Origin of the sequence: Microbacterium meiriae (assembly GCF_040702565.1) — a bacterium.
Classification (GTDB): Bacteria; Actinomycetota; Actinomycetes; order Actinomycetales; family Microbacteriaceae; genus Microbacterium; species Microbacterium meiriae.
Genome location: NZ_JBFBLJ010000002.1, coordinates 1,073,397 through 1,090,437, shown reverse-complemented (window position 1 = coordinate 1,090,437; position 17,041 = coordinate 1,073,397). Strand labels below are relative to the sequence as shown.

The window sequence follows — 17,041 nt, the reverse complement described above, 5'->3', positions numbered from 1 at the left end:
TCAGGATCTTACTGCGGTGCGGTGACGCGGAACGAATCGAACGACACGCCGAGCGGCGCGGTCGCGCTGCCGGAGCGGTTGCCGCTCAGTCCCACCGCACCCGCACCCAGGGGTGCCGCGTCGGTCGTGGTGATCTGCCAGGCTGCCGGCTTCGTCGTCTCCGTCGGCCAGAACTTGGCGGAGAGGGTCGCCGACGTCGTCCCCGTCACGGACACCTCGAGGTTGTACGAGGTGTTCGCGGCCCACACCAGTCCGGGCACGGCCTGCGTGCGCAGGACGGTCCCTTCGCGGTGCACGACGAGCCAGACCGTGCCGTCAGGACGCAGCCAGGCGCGGACGAAGTACTTCCCGGCCGCCGACTGCCGCGCGATCACGCCGACATAGGCGCCACCCGCGGCCGGGGCCTGATCGACCCGGAACTGCGTCTCGAGCACCGCATCGGCGACGGACGTGGTGTTGAGCGTCGCATGCCGGGTGTCGCCGGCGATGAGGTTCAGCTTCGCCTGGCCGTCGGCGACGGTCGCCGCCGCCTGCGAACCGCCGGCGATCGTCCACGCCCCGCCGACCGTGGCGGTGCCCCAGCCGGGCCCCGCGGTGCGGTCGAAGCCGTCGTCCGCCACCGGAGCCGGCTGCGGCTCAGGTTCGGGTTCGGGTTCGGGCTGCGGGTCGACGGGAGGCGCCGTCACGGTCACCGGCTTGCTGGTGGTGTGCGTGGCGCCCTTGTCGTCCTTCACCGTGAGGGTGACGGTGTAGGTCCCCGCCGCGGTGTAGGTGCGGCTGGTGGTCGCACCGGTGCCGGTCGTCCCGTCGCCGAAGTCCCACGCGTACGAGGCGATCGTGCCGTCGGAGTCGGTCGAGGCGCTGCCGTCCACGGCGACCGTGAGGTTCGTCGCGGTCGCGGTGAACGCGGCGGTGGGAGCGACGTTCGCGGGCTCCGGTTCGGGCTGCGGCTCGGGCTCCGGCGCCGGCGTGCCGAGGTTCTTCAGCGTGAAGTCGTCGAAGCTGGCGAGGTTGGTGCCGGTGCCACTGCCCGACCGGTAGGAGAACACCGTCGGGGCACCGGCGACCTGCAGAGCCGGCGTCGCGTCCGTCGTGGTGAGCTGCCAGTTGGCGGGCTCCGCAGACCCCGCCGCCCACAGCTTGGCGCGGATGGTCGTGGTGGACGACCCGGTCGTCTCCATCAGGAGCGAGAACGAGCTGCCCGCGCTCCAGGAGAGACCGGAGACGGCGGTGCTGGCGATCGCCGTGCCGTTGCGGTGGATCACGAGCCAGGTGGTGCCGTCAGGACGGTGCCAGGCGAGAGCCCGGTAGCCCGAGGACCCGGAGCGCCGTGCGCCCAGACCTTCGTACGCCGCCCCGGAGGAGGGCCCGGAGGCGAGCGTGTAGGTGATCCGCGCGGACGTGTCGAGAAGGGACGTGCCCTGCAGCAGCATCTCCCTGGTGTCACCGGGTGCCAGGTTGACCTTGCCCACGCCGTCGCCGACGGAGAGCGCCGCGGCGGAGCCGCTCATCGGCGCCCAGGTGCCGCCCTTGTCGGCGGCGCCCCAGCCGCTGGACACGACACGACCGAACGCGTCGGACGCGGCGAAGACCTGCGCGGTCACGGTCACGGTCTTCGTGACGGCCTTGGACGCGCCGAGGCTGTCGGTCACGGTGAGGGTGATGTCATGCGCGCCGGCCGCGGCATACGTGTGGCCTGCCGTGGCCCCGGAACCGGCGGGAGACCCGTCGCCCCAGTTCCACGAGTAGGACAGCGTCGCGCCGTCGGACGCACTCGATCCGGCTGCCGAGACGTTGACGCTCAGCCCCGACGCGGTCGCGGTGAAGGCGGCGACCGGGTCGGCATGCGTCGCCTCGACCTGTCGTGTGGTCGACGCACTCCCGCCGCGGTCGTCGGTCACCGTCAGGGTCACCGTGCGGGTGCCCGGCGTGGCGTAGACGTGCGTCGCGACCTGACCGGTCGAAGTGGTGCCGTCTCCCCAGTTCCATGCGTAGGAGGCGAGGGAGCCGTCGGAGTCCGTCGAGGCGGACGCATCGGCCGAGACCGACAGCCCGTTCGCCGTCGTCTCGAAGGCCGCCGTCGGCAGGACGTTCGGTGCCTTCACCACGACCTGCTTCTCCGCCGTGGTGGCGAGTCCGTTGCTGTCCGTGACGGTCAGCGCCACCGTGTAGGTGCCGGACGCCTCGTACGTGTGGCTCGTCGTCTTGCCGGTGGCCGTCGCCGAGTCATCGCCGAAGTCCCACCGATAGCCGGCGATCGTCGCCGAGCCCGCGGGCGCCGAAGCCTCCGCGTCGAACGCGACGGCGAGGTCGGTCGGCGTGGCGGTGAAGGCAGCGGTCGGGGCCTGGAAGCCCTTGCCGATTCCGTAGTGCGTCTTCACCTGGGTCGCCGTGAGGGCGAACGGGTAGACCGCGACCTCATCCAGCGCCCCCTTGAAGTACTTGGAGCTCGGCTCGGACGGCCATCCGGCGAGGTTGTCTCCGCCGATACGCCAATATCCCGTGTAGTTCTCCGCCGTGGTGGCCCCCGCGAGCGACGACACGAGCTTGCCGTCGACGTAGAGCTTCATCCCCTCCGCGCTCTGCGACGCGACGGCGTGGTGCCACTCGTTGTCGTTGAGCGCGGCGTCGTTCTGGACGGTCTGCGTGCTGCCGTTGTACGTGCCGAAGACGAGACGCCCGTTGTTCGTCATATAGAGATGACGGTCGTAGCTGGTCGACTCACCCGACGCCGCGGCGCCGTAGCCCATCAGCTTGCCGCCGCTGGTGGTGTTGGTCTTGAACCAGAGCTCGGTCGAGAACTCGGACGGCGCGGCGATCTTGCTCCCGGAGGCCACGCGTCCCGCGCTCGTCCCGGTGAAGGTCGAGGCGCCCGTCGCCGTGTTCTCCACCCCGGAGGTCGAGGCGGTGACACCCGTGCCGAACACGGGGGTGTTGGACCCGGCCCAGTCCTGCGCGGCGGTGCCGAGCGGGTAGTAGAGCTGCGGGCCGTCCGCCGTGACGGCGTTGACGTAGTTCGACACGGCACCGGCCGCGATGGTCACGCTCATCGCCTGGCTGGAGACGGAGTTGCCCGCGCTGTCCTTCGCGACGACGGTGTACTCCTGCGTCGATCCGGGAGCTGCGGTCTTGTCCTCGAGGTTCACCGAGGGGCGGTCCCACCAGGTGCCGCGGGCGGTGGCGGTGGCCACCGGGGCGGTGGTGCCGGTCCGACGCAGTTCGTAGGTCAGCGTGAGGTCGTCACGGTCCCAGTTCGCGGGGATCGAGATCCGCGCGCGTCCAGGGATGAACGACTGCGCCGTGCCGGTCCAGTTCGCCCCCGACAGCCGAGGGCCGTCCTTCGCGCCGCCGGGCGGGTTGGTGGAGAACCGCACGAGTCCCTCGAAGCGGCCGTTGTTCACGGAGCGGAACTCGCCGCCGATCGAGATCATGTTCCCCGCACCGGTGATCGAGAGTCCGGCCTGACCCATGCCCGTGGTCACGCCCACGGCCCAGTCCGGCGTCCAGGCGTAGGCCGAGGGCGCCGGTGTCCCGGCCCAGTTCTTGTACGTGCCTCCGGCGGCGGGCTGGTTGCCCAGCAGACCGCGGGCGTCGGCGGTGTACGCCTCCGAGTAGCGGTGCGTGCGCGGGTTCTGCTCGGGGTGCATGCCCATGGTGCTGCAGGCGTGGGTGTGGCTGGTGGTGTACACCGTCTTGCCGGTCGAGTAGACGCCGTAGTGGTCGCCCAGGCAGTCCGCGATCCAGCGGACCTGACCGCTTCCGGCCTCGGCCGCGAAGGTGCCCTCCAGGTTGCCGGTGGCCGCATCCGCGTAGACCCAGCCGGTGCCGTATACGGCGTTGGCGTCGGCCGCGAGGCCGAAGATCCCCGCCTTGCCCGAGTTCGCGCCCGTGTTCGAGCCGTTCTTCACCGTCTGCGGCAGCGCCCATCCGCTGTCCACCGCGCCGGTCGTCTTGTCGAGCGCGACGGTGCCGCGCATCGTCAGGTCGCCGTTGACCTGGGAGAAGCGGCCGGCCGCGATGACGTTCTGACCCGCCGGGTCCATCACCATGGCGTCGACCTGGAGGTCGGTCTGCGGCGCCCAGCTGAGCAGCGCGCCGTTCGTCGCCGAGAAGGCCGCGAGGTTCTTGCGCGGGGTCGCGTTGCCCTGCGTGAAGAGACCGCCGACGTAGACGCTCGAGCCCGAGGTGGCGAGGGCGTACACGCCGCTGCCGCCGATCGAGGGCGAGAACCCGGGCACCAGCTGCCCGGTCACGGCGTCCAGCGCGGCGAAGTTCCAGCGCGTCTGGCCGTTGACGGAGTTGAAGGAGCCGCCGATGTAGATGCGGCTGCCGTCCGGCGAGGCGGCGACGGCCTTGATCACGCCGTTCACCTGCGGTGCGAACGAGAGCAGCTGACCGGTGTTGATGTCGTATGCGAGGACGTTGGACCGGGCGGTGAGGCTGGTCCCCGGTACGGCGAGCGGCGCCCTGGCGTTGTCGAACTTGCCCACCGCGTAGACGGTCGACCCGATCGTGGTCTGCGACCACACGTAGCCGTTGTCGATCTGCACGGTCGGAATCGGGTCCGACGTCACGACGTCGTCGTTCCGCTGCAGCAGCGGCGGCGGCGTCGACGGCGAATCCGCCGCCGCGGCCCCGGTCGCCCCCAGCGTGGTCATGCCCGTGATCAGCAGCGCCGCCGTCACGACCGACGCGAGTGCGCTCAGCGCCCGCCTCGAAGTGGATGTCTTACCCATGTTGCTCCCCAGCCCCAGATTTCTCTTCTTCGAAAATGTCACGTACGAGACGCGGTGAAAGTCGTCGCGCCCACGGCTCAGGAGAGCTCGCCCGCGAAGGTCGCCACCGGCTCGCCGGCGGCGTAGTTCACGCTGATCTTCACGGCGCGACCCTTCGTGGGGTCGAGCATGAAGACGTAGGTTCCCGTGGCCTCGTCGCCGGCGGCCAGCTCTCCATGGAGAGGTTCGTTCGGACCCGCGGTGGTGGCCACCCCGACGTCGCCGTCGTCCGTGACGAGGCTGACGACGGCGGAGTCGATGCTCTGCGCCCGCTTCGAGTCGTTGGCGACCTTCACGGTCACCACGACGGCGGAGCCGGCATACTCGCCCGGCGTCTCGGGGGTGACCTCGGTGGTCGAGATGTCGTCGACGGTCACGACCATGTCGGTGGACAGCGCGATCTCCGCGTCCAGCGCACCGCTCTCCTCGGTCAGCGCGGGGGCCTCGGTGGGCCCCTGGGCGTCGGGATCGGCCGGCGGCGTCCAGTCGGTCGTGCTGGTGCCCTCGGGCTCCGGCGACGCCGCGGTGTCCGGTGCCGCCGTGCATCCGGCGAACACGAGCGCGAGCGCCACGACGGGCGCGATGAAAAGCGCACGGCGTGCGCGTGATGAGCCGTCCCCAGAACGGCATGCTGAAACAGTGAACACTGCAGCTCCCCAGAACCCAGATCCCCAGCCGGAGCCCCCTCGGCTCCGGTTTCCCCCCAGCCATGCAGAACACGGCGTCGGCTAATGGTAGTGCGGACCGTGGAAAACCACAACCCTCCGGTCAGGAGGAGTGTCGGCGCTGTCTCCCGAGCTGCCCGCCGATCGCGTCGACGGCCTGCTCGACCTCGGAGAGGGTGCCGGCATGACCCCGACTCCCGTGCCGATCCGCGATGGAGGCAGGGTCCTCGACGGAGCGACGACCGAGGAGACGCCGGAGCCCGCCGCCGCGACCCGGCGAGCCGCTGAGGGGCACCGCACGCGTCCGTGCCCGGTCGAGGTGAGCGACGTAGTCGGCGATGACATCGGAGCCGCCGGGCGCGAACCCGACGCCGAGGTGCGCGGCCTCACGCAGCGTGAACATCCGGTCGCGGTGCTCCGGCGCCGCCCGCACCAGCTCCCCCCGGAGATCGCGCGAGGCGGTCAGCACGAGGTCGGCTGCGGCCAGCATCTCCGGGGTGACCTCGCGGGCTCGATGCGCCTGCGCCCGTGCCCGCCAGTCCTCGTCGGCATGCCGCGACGCGACGTCGGCGCAGATCGGGTCTCCGTCGTTGGCGCGCACGCCGGCGCTGCGCACCGAGAGCGAGGAGCCCTCCCCGAGCCGGCGCCGCAGCTCCAGCTCGGCCAGCGGCGACCGGCAGACGTTGGCCGCGCACACGATGAGGATCGAGCCGCCGGTCATGCCGGGTCACCGAGCCTTCCGATCTCGCGGAACCACTTCACCGCGGCGAGCGCGAGGAACAGGACCGCGGCGGCGCAGAGCGCGCTGTACGCGACGAGGAACCCCGGCGTCCAGCCCCAGAGGACGAAGACGAGGCAGACCAGCCCGAAGTCGGTCGGCAGCAGCACGAGCGAGCGTCGCAGGGTGCCTCCGCCGCGTTCATGGGTGGACGCGACGGCGTGCTTGCCCTTGAGGAGGTCGTTCAGGAGCATGCCCGAGAACGTGGTCGAGGCGACGATGCTGAACACGATCGGGATCAGCAGCAGCGCCGGCGACTCCGGAAGGACCCGGTACAGGCCGATCAGCACCGCGAGGTGCAGCGACGCGATCTTGAGCGTGTCGATGAAGTGGTCCAGCCACTCGCCCTGCGGGCTCCCGCCGCCGCGGAGCCGCGCGACCTGACCGTCCGCGGAGTCCCACGCATAGCCGAGGACGAGGAGGAGCGCGATGAGCAGCCCGAGCGGCACCGTGACCGGGGCGAAGGCGATGAGGCCGATGGCGGCGAACGAATGGACGGCGCTGATGATCGACACCTGGTTCGGCGTGAGGCCGAGCCGGAACGCCAGCGCGGCGAGCACGCGTCCGAGCCTGCGGTTCACGTAGACCGAGTAGGCGGGGGCGCCGCGGGCATGGCCCTTCTGCGCCCTGGCGAGCTGACGGTAGGCGTCTACGACCATGACGTTCCCTTCGATTCCGTGCCGGACAGGCGCGCGATCCGTCTGGCCTCGCGCACCCCGCGGACGTAGGCGCGCAGCGGAGCGGCGGAATGCAGCAGCTGTCGGCGGCCGCCGCGGAGGATCACCTCGCGGGCGGTACGGGGTATCGACCGGCGCCAGCGGTGCACGGCCTCGTCGTCGAGGTGCCGGACCGCGTACAGCATCCGGTTGCGGATGTTGTAGAAGTAGTAGCCCTCCGACTTCGCCCTCGCGAGCTGGGGTTCGGCGCGCTGCGTGCCGCCCTCGTCGTGCACGGCCGTCGCCTCCTCGACGAGCACGAGCGTCCCGCCGGCCGAGACCACACGGCGCGAGAAGTCGACGTCCTCCCAGTAGAGGAAGTACTCGACGTCGAAGCCGCCCGAGAGCGCCCACACCTCGCGGGTGATCCACAGGCAGGCACCGCTCAGCCACGGCTCGTAGGGGCGCGCGTCGTCCGCCCGGCGTTTGCGACGCGCCCGCATCGTGCCGTCGTCGAGCAGGAGGTCGATGCCGGCGAACCAGGTGCGTCCCTCGGAGTCGGTGATCACCGGCGAGGCGAGGGTCGTGCGCGAGGCCGAGGTGACCGAGGCCAGGCGCCCCAGAGACACACGGTCGATGTGCGCGTCCGGGTTGATCACGAGGACGTCGGTCGCGCCGTCGGCGAGCGCCCGCGTGACCCCGATGTTGACGCCGCCGCCGAATCCGCTGTTCGTCTCGGGGGTGATGAGGGTCCATCCGTGCGCCTTTGCGACCGCGACGGCGGCCTCGCGCTCCGCGGCACCGGCCCAGTTGTCGACGACGACCACCAGGGCCTCCTCATCGACGGCACGAGCCTCGCGCTCCACGAGCACCAGATTGCGCTCGAGCAGCCGCGCCGAGGCGTAGTTCACGACGACGACGGCCAGCCGTCCGTGCACGATTGACACGCGATCCTCCCCCCGGATCCGCCCACACGGTCCGCTCGGGTCGCCGGTCGAATTCCCCAGAGTCGCGACCGGCGTCGACTCCCAGGACACCGACTATACGCCAGAGGCGGCTCGGCGCACCCGTCGTTCACGGTACGATGAGCCGGCGCGGGGAGACAGGCGCACGACTGCCATGGGGATGAGGCGGATGACGAGGGGACCGGGGACGGGCGACGCGATCGCCGTGACGATCGGCGTACCCACCTACCGACGGCCGGAGCTGCTGGCGGCGCTGCTGCGCGCACTCCCTGACCGGATCGCGGAGTGTGCGGACCTCGGCGTGGACGTGGAGGTGCTGGTCGTCGACAACGACGCCGCGGGCTCCGCGCGCGAGGTGGCCGCGAACGCCGCCCTGCCCGTCCGGTACGTCGTCGAGCCGACGCCGGGCATCGTGGCCGCGCGGAACCGGCTGCTGGACGAGTGCGCCGACCGCGACCTGCTCGCCTTCATCGACGACGACGAGGTCCCCCGTGCCGGCTGGCTCTCGGCGCTGATCACCACCTGGCGCGCGTTCGACGCGGATGCCGTCATGGGCCGCGTCATCTCCGTGTTCGACGACGACGTCGATCCCTGGCTGCTCGCATCCGGCACGTTCCGTCGTCCGCCCCGCCCGACCGGGACCGTGCTCTCGGTCGCCGCGGCGGGGAACCTGCTGCTCGACCTCCGAGCGGTGCGCCGCTTCGGCGTGCGCTTCGACCCGTCCCTCGGGCTCGGCGGCGGCGAGGACACGCTCTTCACCCGCGAACTCGTCGGCCGAGGCGGCCGCATCGTCTGGTGCAACGAGTCCGAGACCGAGGACCTCGTCGTCGCCGCGCGCCTCAGCCGCGCGTGGGCGGCGCAGCGGGCGTTCAGCTCGGCCAATGCCGGTACCCGCATCGACCTGCAGCTCACCCGAGGGAGGCTGCGCCGCGGTCTGCTCCGGGTGCGCTCCCTGATCGGTGGGATCGCCCGGATCGTCGTCGGTGCAGCACGTCGAGCCTTCGGCGCCGCGACCTCGAACATCGCCCATCACGCCCGCGGCACCCGCCTGATCCACCGCGGCCGCGGCACCATCGCCGCCGCTCTCGGCCGCCGCTACGACGAATACCGTCGCCCCTCGGAGGACAACACGATGACCGAATCCGCGTCGAGCATCCGCGTGATGCAGTCCCTCGGCGCCCCGCGCCCCACGACGAATCCGTACAACAAGATGCTCGACGAGGCCCTGGGGACGACGGAGGGCCTGGAGCATCTCCGGTTCTCGTGGAAGACCGCCCTCTTCGGCCGCTACGACGCCTTCCACTGGCACTGGCCCGAGGCCAAGCTCCACGGATCGACCTGGTGGAAGTCCACCGGCAAGTTCCTCCTCACGGCGGCCCTCGTCGCCAGGCACCGCCTGTCTCGACGTATCGCCGTGGTGCGGACGGTCCACAACATCGAGCTTCCCGATGACAACGCGCCACGCTTGTGGCTGCTGCGGTCCATCGATCGGCACACCGACTATCGGATCGTCATCAACGAGACGACGCCGCTCCCTCCGGGCACGCCGCACAGCCTCATCCTGCACGGTCACTACCGCGACTGGTACGCCGCGTTCCCCTCCGCCGAGCGTGTGCCCGGTCGGCTGGGATCGTTCGGCGGGGTGCGTCGTTACAAAGGGCTCGAAGGGTTCATCGACGCCTATGCGGAGGCGGTGACGATCGAGCCGACGTTGAGCCTGAAGATCGGCGGTCGCCCCTCCACCCCCGAGCTCGGCGACGACCTCCGTGAACGGACGTCCGGTCTCCCCGCCGTCGAACTGCACCTCGACTTCCTGAGCGATGCCGAGCTCGTCCAGCTCGCCACCTCCTCCGAGCTGATCGTTCTGGCCTACCGCTTCATGCACAACTCGGGCAGCGTCCTCGCCGCCCTGTCCATGGCACGGCCCGTGCTGGTGCCGCGGAACGAGGCGAATGAGGCGCTGGCGCGCGAAGTGGGCGCCGAGTGGGTGCTCCTGTACGACGGCGACCTCGACGCCGCAGCGGTGGTCGAGGCCTGGCGGGCGGCATCGACGCTGACCGGGGCACCCGACCTCTCCCGCCGCGAATGGGCGGACGCCGGCCGTGCCCACCGGGACGCCTTCCGCGAGGGCGTCGCACACAAGCGTCGGCGCCGCCACCGCGTCTGACCCACCCTCCCACCCGCCCGCTCAATGACGAGAGGCTCCATCCATGTCCGCATCACTGAAGGGCGCGTTCTTCCGCGCCAAGGCCGCGACCGTACGGGCGAGAGCGGGAGCCTTCCACCGTGAACTCCTCTCGAACGAGCGCTTGGCCCCGGCCGAGTTCGCCGGTATGCAGAACAGGCTCGCTCGGGACATCACGGCGTTCGCCATGGACTCCTCCGCGTTCTACGGCGCCCGCTACCGGGAGCTCGGCGTCCGCCCGGATTCCCTGACCGATCCGGAAGCCTGGGCGTCGTTGCCGATCCTCGACCGGGCGACCGTCAAGCAGCACGCGGCGGAGATGCGCACGCCCGAGGCGACGGAAGCCAGTGCGCGACCTGCTCTGACGGGCGGCAGCACGGGAGAGCCCCTCGCCACCCTCCACGACGCCAGGGTGCCGGCGCTGGCCCTGAGCTGGAGGATGTACTCCTGGTGGGGGATCGAGCCGTACGACGACCTCGCCCGGGTCGGTCGCTGGAACTTCGGGCGGCTGGCGACCATCAAGAACGACCTCGCCTGGTGGCCCACCACTCAGGTCTACCTCGACGCCGGTCTGATCTCGGAGCAGACGATGGAAGCGTTCCATCGACGACTCACCGCGACGCGACCGCGCCTGATCGAGGGGTACGTCGGAGCGATGCTGGAGTTCGCCGATTTCCTGGAGCGCCGGAAGCTGAGCGTCCCCATCCCGAAGGCGATCGCGACGACGGCGGCGCCGCTCACGGCCTCCGTCCGCGCACGGCTCGAGTCGGTCTTCGGCGCTCCCGTCCACGACGAGTATCGCGGTTCCGAATTCGGATGGATCGCCGGGGAATGCGCTCATCGCGACGGTCTCCACGTCTTCGCCGACGTCCGCCGGGTGGAGGTGGTGGACGAGGACGGGGCCCCCGCAGCCCCCGGCCAGCTGGGTGACCTCGTCATCACGGATCTGCGCAACAGGGTCTTCCCGCTGATCCGGTATCGCACCGGCGACAAGGGCATCCTGCGATCGGAACCCTGCCGCTGCGGCAGTGCCCTCCCGCTCATGGAGCAGCCTCAGGGGCGGACGACGGACATGATCCGTCTCCCCAGCGGTACCGTGCTCGCGCACCGCCTCATGGGGATGTTCGCCGCACACCCGGAAGCCGTGCGTCTCTTCCAGATCCACCAGCTCGCCGATCACTCGATCACCATCCGCGTCGTGGAGGGTGACGGCGCGGAGGCGCGGAGTCAGATCGAGAGCGCGGTCGCCGCACTGCAGGAGCGGATCGCGAACGAGGTGCCGGTGCGCACCGACTTCGTCGACTCCCTGCCCTACACGGGCGGCAAGACGAAGTACATCATCAGCGACGTGCCCCCTTCGGTCTGAGCGTCGACGTCAGCCGTCCGCTCGGAGACCGCGGACGAGGGCGTCGACCATCGTCGCGGTCGTGAAGCGGCGCTCGACCTCGATCCGGCCCTGCCGACCCAGCTCGGCGGCGCGGTCGGGATCGTCCAGCATTCCGAGCAGCGCTTCCGCCAGCACCTCCGGCTCCTCCGGCGGGACGAGGACACCGGTGCGGGCGCTGACGTAATCGCGCATGCCAGGGGTGTCCGAGACCACCACGGGGCGGGCCGTGGCCAGAGCCTCCAGCGCCACCGTCATCCCTGACGCGTGCAGGTTGGGGCGGGTCGCGGTCACCACGACGCTCGCCGTCGCGTACAGATCGCGGAGCTCCGTGTGCGGCAGCCGACGCACGAGCCGGACGCCCTCCGGAGGCGGCAGCGCGGAGGGCGACTGCACGACGACATCGACTCCCGGGCGCGCAGCGAGGACCAGGGCGAGCGCGGCGTACAGCGTCGCGGGATCCCGGTCGCGATCGTTGCCGGCGCTGACGATCCGGGGTCGGGCGGCGGGTGGCTGCGCGCCGAAGAACTCGTGGTCGATCCCGAACGGCACGACGAAGATGCGGGGCGCGTCGGCCCCGAGGAGCCGTTGCAGGGGCACGACCTGTGCCTCGCTCAGCACCCAGAGCGCCGTGGCCGCCCGCAGCATCGCCACCAGTCGACCGGGTGCAGCGGCGGCCGCCGCCATGTCGGTGAGCCAGATGACGCCAGCGGCGTACCGCGTCCGCGGCCGCAGGATCTGCAGACGATAGGCGGTGTTCTCGTCCCACGCGATGGCGAACCCGGCACGGGGCCGCGGGCCGACGCCGGCGCGTGCGCGGAGCCGTGCGATCCGGCCGGGGTCGGGGAGCTCATCCACCTCCACGACGGCGTGGTCGCGAAGAGCGTCCAGCCCGTAGGGCCAGACGCTCGGAACCTCTCCCCTGGCGTGTGCGCGCGCCCAGGCGGATGCCGACTGCTCGGCACGGTGCGCCCAGGTGACGGACAGCGCCGGGCTGTCCTCGGATCCCACGAGGCCCACTATGGACCTCGGCCCCGGCGGTGTAAAGGGCGAGTTCTCCGCTAGAGTCGAGCGTACGACTGTGGGGGTCGTCGGACGGCAGGGGATGGCCGTCCTCTCAGTGACGCCGCCACGAGCATCGATGTTTCACGAGGGGGACATATATGAAGGGCATCATTCTGGCGGGCGGCTCGGGCACGCGGCTGCACCCCATCACGCTGGGGGTCTCGAAGCAGCTGATCCCGGTCTACGACAAGCCGATGGTGTACTACCCGCTGTCGACCCTGATGCTCGCCGGGATCCGGGAGATCCTCATCATCACGACGCCGCACGACGCCGCGCACTTCGAGCGGCTGCTGGGAGACGGCTCCCAGTTCGGCGTCTCCCTGTCCTTCGCGCAGCAGGAGTCGCCGGACGGCCTCGCCCAGGCGTTCACCATCGGCGCGGACTTCATCGGCGACGACAGCGTCGCGCTGGTCCTCGGCGACAATCTGCTCTACGGGCCGGGCCTCGGCACGCAGCTCAAGCGCTTCGCGGACATCGACGGTGGCGCGGTCTTCGCGTACTGGGTGGCGGAGCCGGAAGCCTACGGAGTCGTGGCGTTCGACGCCGACGGCCAGGCCGTCTCCCTGGAGGAGAAGCCCGCCGCCCCGCAGAGCAACTACGCGGTGCCCGGCCTGTACTTCTACGACAACGACGTCATCGAGATCGCTCGCAACCTGGCGCCCAGCGCTCGCGGGGAGTACGAGATCACGGACGTGAACCGGGCCTACCTCGAACGGGGCAAGCTCCAGGTCGAGGTCCTCCCCCGCGGGACAGCGTGGCTGGACACCGGGACCTTCGACCAGATGACCGACGCCGCCGACTACGTGCGCACGATGGAGCGCCGCACGGGGATGAAGATCGGCGTGCCGGAGGAGGTCGCCTGGCGTCAGGGCTTCCTCGACGACGAGGCGCTTCGGACGCGCGCGGAAGCCCTCGTGAAGTCGGGCTACGGAACCTACCTGCTCGGACTGCTCGAAAGGGGCGCTCGATGACCCGCCTGCTCGTGACCGGCGGCGCCGGCTTCATCGGATCGAACTTCGTGCACCACGTGGTCGCGCACACGGACGCGCACGTGACCGTGCTGGACAAGCTCACCTACGCCGGCAACCGCGCCTCGCTCGCTGGTCTCCCCGCCGACCGGGTCGAACTCGTCGAGGGGGACATCGCCGACGCCGCGCTCGTCGACAGCCTGTTCGCCCGGACCGACGCGGTCGTCCACTATGCCGCCGAGTCCCACAACGACAACTCGCTGCACGACCCGCGGCCGTTCCTCGACACCAACATCATCGGCACGTACACGCTGCTGGAGGCCGCCCGTCGGCATGATCGCCGGTTCCACCACATCTCCACCGACGAGGTGTACGGAGACCTCGAGCTCGACGACCCGGCACGGTTCACGGAGCAGACGCCGTACAACCCCTCGTCGCCGTACTCGTCCACGAAGGCCGGCAGCGACCTGCTCGTGCGCGCCTGGGTGCGCTCGTTCGGCGTGCAGGCGACGATCTCCAACTGCTCGAACAACTACGGCCCGTACCAGCACGTGGAGAAGTTCATTCCGCGCCAGATCACGAACGTGCTGCGCGGGATCCGCCCCAAGCTGTACGGCGCCGGACAGAACGTGCGCGACTGGATCCATGCCGACGACCACTCCTCGGCCGTCCTCACGATCCTGGAGAAGGGCGAGATCGGCCAGACGTACCTGATCGGCGCCGACGGCGAGAAGGACAACAAGTCCGTCGTCGAGCTGATCCTCACGCAGATGGGCCAGCCCGCCGACGCCTACGACCACGTCACGGACCGCGCCGGTCACGATCTGCGCTATGCCATCGACTCCACGAAGCTGCGCACCGAGCTCGGCTGGGCGCCGCGGTTCTCCGACTTCGAGTCGGGCCTCGCCTCCACCATCGAGTGGTACCGCGCGAACGAGGACTGGTGGGCGCCGGCCAAGGACGCCACGGAGTCGTTCTACGCCGCCCGGGGGCAGTGATGACCGCGTTCGGCAAGGCGCTCACGATCACCGAGACGCCGATCCCCGGCCTGCTCCTCGTCGACCTCCCGGTGCACGGCGATGCCCGCGGCTGGTTCAAGGAGAACTGGCAGCGCGAGAAGATGGTCGCCGCCGGCCTTCCGGACTTCGGCCCCGTGCAGAACAACATCTCGTTCAACGACGCGATCGGCACCACCCGCGGCATCCATGCCGAACCGTGGGACAAGTGGGTCTCCGTCGCCACCGGCCGGATCTTCGGCGCCTGGGTCGATCTGCGGGCGGGCGAGACCTTCGGGCGCGTCTTCACGGCGGAGATCGACCCGTCGCGCGCCATCCTCGTGCCTCGCGGCGTCGGCAATTCGTACCAGACGCTCGAAGCGGACACCGCCTACACCTACCTGGTGAACGACCATTGGTCGCCGGACGCGGCGTACTCCTTCCTCAATCTCGCCGACGAGACGGCGGCCATCGCGTGGCCGATCCCGCTCGACCAGGTCGAGATCTCCCCGAAGGACCGGGCGCATCCTCGACTGGCCGACGTGACCCCGATCGGCCCGCGGAAGACCCTCGTCGTCGGGGCGTCCGGTCAGCTCGGCCTGGCGTTGCGGGCGGCTCTCGGGGACGCGGAGCACGTCGAGTACACGACCAGGGAGACGCTCGACCTCCGCGACCCCGAGCTGGCCGTCGCACGGCGCTGGCGCGACTACGGGACGATCATCAACGCGGCCGCCTACACGGCCGTCGACCACGCCGAGACCGCGGAGGGGCGGGCCGAGGCCTGGGCGGCGAACGTCACGGGCGTGTCCGCGCTCGCCCGCATCGCGACCGAGAACGACCTCACGCTCGTGCACGTGTCCAGCGACTACGTGTTCGACGGCACGAAGGACGGCCCCTACACCGAGACGGACGAGGTCCGGCCGCTCGGTGTCTACGGGCAGACGAAAGCGGCGGGGGACGCGATCGTCGCGACCGTGCCCCGTCACTACATCCTGCGGACCTCCTGGGTGATCGGCGACGGCCGCAACTTCGTGCGGACGATGGCCTCGCTGGCGGAGCGGGGCATCGCGCCGCGGGTCGTCGGCGACCAGATCGGGCGGCTCACCTTCACGGCGGACCTCGCCGCGGCCATCCGGCACCTGCTCGACGTCTCGGCGCCGTTCGGGCTCTACAACGTGACCGGGGGCGGCGAACCGCGCTCCTGGGCCGACATCGCGCGCGCGGTCTACCGGCTGACCGGGCACGACCCGGCCGCGGTCACCCCGGTGACGACGGAGGAGTACTTCGCCGACCAGGCCGGACCGATCGCGCCGCGTCCGCGCAACAGCGTCCTGGACCTCGCCCGGATCACGGCCACCGGCTGGACGCCGAGGGATGCGGATGCGGCCCTCGCGGACTACCTGTCCGCCGACGACGCCTAGAGCTCGCCCGGCTTCATCGCCTCCGCGTCGATGGCGCGGATGATGCGCAGGGTCGCGGTGTCCGGCTCCGGCTCACCCGCCGCCTCCCGCTCCTCCCGTCGCCGACGGGGCGCGTACACGACGAGCGAGTGGAAGAGGAAGCGGGCGAAGAACGCCACGACGAGCGAGAGCGCCGTGGCGAGCACGCTGGAGATGTGCCACGTCTCGACCATGAGCGCCATCACCGGGATGCGCAGGGCTGCCTCGACGTTGTTGAACGTGAACGAGGCCGCGAAGCGTGCCGCGGCGCTGCGGGCGTCGGTGCGCATGTCCGCGAAGACGAACCGCTCCTGCAGCAGGAAGTTGCCCACGATCGTGACCTCGGCGCCGATGATCGCCGCCCACACGTAGGGCACGCCCGCGGCGGTCAGCGCCCACATGATCGCGAGGTTCGCGATGGCGCCGAGGACGCCGATCGCGGCGAACAGGGACATCTTTCCGAAGCGCAGCCGTGCCAGGTGGGCGATGAACGTGGCCCCCTGCCGGAGGCTCGCCTTCGAGGTACCGTGGCGGCGTTCGCCGAACTCCATCGGGACCTCCGCGATCCGCAGATCGGTGCGGGCGAGGATCTCCAGGAGGATCTTGAAGCCCTGCGGCCGCAGGGCAGCGAGATCGAGTCGCCGCCGGTCGACGAGGAAGAACCCGGTCATCGGATCGGTGCTCCGGGCGAGCCGCCGCGGGAACATCGCGCGGGTCAGCCAGGTGGCGGCGCGGGAGACGCCGAAGCGCACGGCCGTCCCGAGGCCGCTGGTGTCTCCGCCGCCGATGTAGCGGGAGGCGGCGACGACGTCCGCGTCGCCGTCCGCGTACCGGTCCAGCAGGGTCGGCAGGAGCTCCGGCGGATGCTGGAGGTCGCCGTCCATCACGATGCAGACGTCGCCGTTCGCGGCCCCCAGGCCGACGACGACCGCCCCGCCGAGGCCCCCGACGTTGTCCGCGCGATGGAGCACCCGGACCGCGATCGGGGCGTCGGCCGCGAGGCGCTCCACCTCGGCCGCGGTGTCATCGGTGCTGTCGTCGATGAAGAGGATCTCGGCGTCCCGTCCCGCCAATGCCGCCGCCGTCCGCTCCACGAGTTCGGCGACGTTGTCGCGCTCGTTGTACGTCGGCACGATGACCGTGACCCCTGCCCCCAACGTGGTCCC

12 protein-coding genes are annotated in these 17,041 nt (G+C 70.8%); 5 read left to right on the top strand and 7 right to left on the bottom strand.

The genetic code is table 11. The features are described from left to right. Window positions 1-8: 8 nt before the first annotated feature. The 5 genes from AB0310_RS12610 to AB0310_RS12590 form a co-directional block, all read right to left on the bottom strand. Window positions 9-4,736 (bottom strand): PKD domain-containing protein, encoded by a 4,728-nt coding sequence (locus tag AB0310_RS12610; protein ID WP_366237372.1) that lies wholly within the window; start codon window positions 4,734-4,736, stop codon window positions 9-11. 77 nt (window positions 4,737-4,813) lie between these two features. Continuing rightward, a complete protein-coding gene (locus AB0310_RS12605; protein WP_187663191.1) occupies window positions 4,814-5,347 on the bottom strand; it encodes a DUF4352 domain-containing protein in 534 nt (177 codons plus the stop codon). A gap of 196 nt (window positions 5,348-5,543) precedes the next feature. Further along, window positions 5,544-6,161 (bottom strand): arsenate reductase/protein-tyrosine-phosphatase family protein, encoded by a 618-nt coding sequence (locus AB0310_RS12600; protein ID WP_187663190.1) that lies wholly within the window; start codon window positions 6,159-6,161, stop codon window positions 5,544-5,546. Then, window positions 6,158-6,877 carry a CDP-alcohol phosphatidyltransferase family protein gene (locus AB0310_RS12595; protein WP_259953558.1) on the bottom strand — a complete coding sequence of 240 codons (720 nt, stop codon included), beginning with the start codon at window positions 6,875-6,877 and terminating at the stop codon, window positions 6,158-6,160. Before AB0310_RS12595 ends, AB0310_RS12600 begins: the two co-directional genes overlap by 4 nt. Beyond that, window positions 6,868-7,821, bottom strand: a complete 954-nt coding sequence (locus AB0310_RS12590) for a glycosyltransferase family 2 protein (RefSeq protein WP_366237371.1) — start codon at window positions 7,819-7,821, stop codon at window positions 6,868-6,870. Before AB0310_RS12590 ends, AB0310_RS12595 begins: the two co-directional genes overlap by 10 nt. A 187-nt stretch (window positions 7,822-8,008) precedes the next feature. Here AB0310_RS12590 and AB0310_RS12585 point away from each other — a divergent pair, with 187 nt between their 5' ends. Next, window positions 8,009-10,006 carry a glycosyltransferase gene (locus AB0310_RS12585; RefSeq protein WP_232089169.1) on the top strand — a complete coding sequence of 666 codons (1,998 nt, stop codon included), beginning with the start codon at window positions 8,009-8,011 and terminating at the stop codon, window positions 10,004-10,006. 43 nt (window positions 10,007-10,049) lie between these two features. Further along, window positions 10,050-11,390, top strand: coding sequence for a phenylacetate--CoA ligase family protein (locus AB0310_RS12580; RefSeq protein WP_366237370.1), 1,341 nt, complete (start codon window positions 10,050-10,052; stop codon window positions 11,388-11,390). 9 nt (window positions 11,391-11,399) lie between these two features. Here AB0310_RS12580 and AB0310_RS12575 read toward each other — a convergent pair whose 3' ends face one another. Beyond that, window positions 11,400-12,419: a glycosyltransferase family 4 protein gene (locus AB0310_RS12575; protein WP_366237369.1), complete on the bottom strand. Its 1,020-nt coding sequence runs from the start codon at window positions 12,417-12,419 to the stop codon at window positions 11,400-11,402. Between the two features lie 152 nt (window positions 12,420-12,571). Here AB0310_RS12575 and rfbA point away from each other — a divergent pair, with 152 nt between their 5' ends. From rfbA to AB0310_RS12560, 3 genes are read left to right on the top strand one after another with little or no spacing between them, the layout of a single operon-like run. Then, window positions 12,572-13,444: a glucose-1-phosphate thymidylyltransferase RfbA gene (rfbA, locus tag AB0310_RS12570; protein WP_187663186.1), complete on the top strand. Its 873-nt coding sequence runs from the start codon at window positions 12,572-12,574 to the stop codon at window positions 13,442-13,444. Beyond that, window positions 13,441-14,439, top strand: a complete 999-nt coding sequence (gene rfbB / locus AB0310_RS12565) for a dTDP-glucose 4,6-dehydratase (protein ID WP_187663185.1) — start codon at window positions 13,441-13,443, stop codon at window positions 14,437-14,439. The genes rfbA and rfbB overlap by 4 nt, the downstream gene beginning before the upstream one ends. Beyond that, window positions 14,439-15,857, top strand: coding sequence for a sugar nucleotide-binding protein (locus AB0310_RS12560; RefSeq protein ID WP_366237368.1), 1,419 nt, complete (start codon window positions 14,439-14,441; stop codon window positions 15,855-15,857). The genes rfbB and AB0310_RS12560 overlap by 1 nt, the downstream gene beginning before the upstream one ends. On the opposite strand, the gene AB0310_RS12555 is transcribed toward AB0310_RS12560, so the two are convergent. Beyond that, complete coding sequence (locus AB0310_RS12555) at window positions 15,854-17,032, bottom strand: glycosyltransferase (protein WP_232089168.1); 1,179 nt, start codon at window positions 17,030-17,032, stop codon at window positions 15,854-15,856. The two genes, AB0310_RS12560 and AB0310_RS12555, sit on opposite strands and share 4 nt — an antisense overlap. Between the last annotated feature and the right edge of the window lie 9 nt (window positions 17,033-17,041).

Coding starts and splice junctions, on each gene's coding strand:
- AB0310_RS12610 (WP_366237372.1), bottom strand. CDS start 4,736: ATGGGTAAGACATCCACTTCGAGGCGGGCGCTGAGCGCACTCGCGTCG.
- AB0310_RS12600 (WP_187663190.1), bottom strand. CDS start 6,161: ATGACCGGCGGCTCGATCCTCATCGTGTGCGCGGCCAACGTCTGCCGG.
- AB0310_RS12595 (WP_259953558.1), bottom strand. CDS start 6,877: ATGGTCGTAGACGCCTACCGTCAGCTCGCCAGGGCGCAGAAGGGCCAT.
- AB0310_RS12585 (WP_232089169.1), top strand. CDS start 8,009: ATGACGAGGGGACCGGGGACGGGCGACGCGATCGCCGTGACGATCGGC.
- AB0310_RS12580 (WP_366237370.1), top strand. CDS start 10,050: ATGTCCGCATCACTGAAGGGCGCGTTCTTCCGCGCCAAGGCCGCGACC.
- rfbA (WP_187663186.1), top strand. CDS start 12,572: ATGAAGGGCATCATTCTGGCGGGCGGCTCGGGCACGCGGCTGCACCCC.
- rfbB (WP_187663185.1), top strand. CDS start 13,441: ATGACCCGCCTGCTCGTGACCGGCGGCGCCGGCTTCATCGGATCGAAC.
- AB0310_RS12560 (WP_366237368.1), top strand. CDS start 14,439: ATGACCGCGTTCGGCAAGGCGCTCACGATCACCGAGACGCCGATCCCC.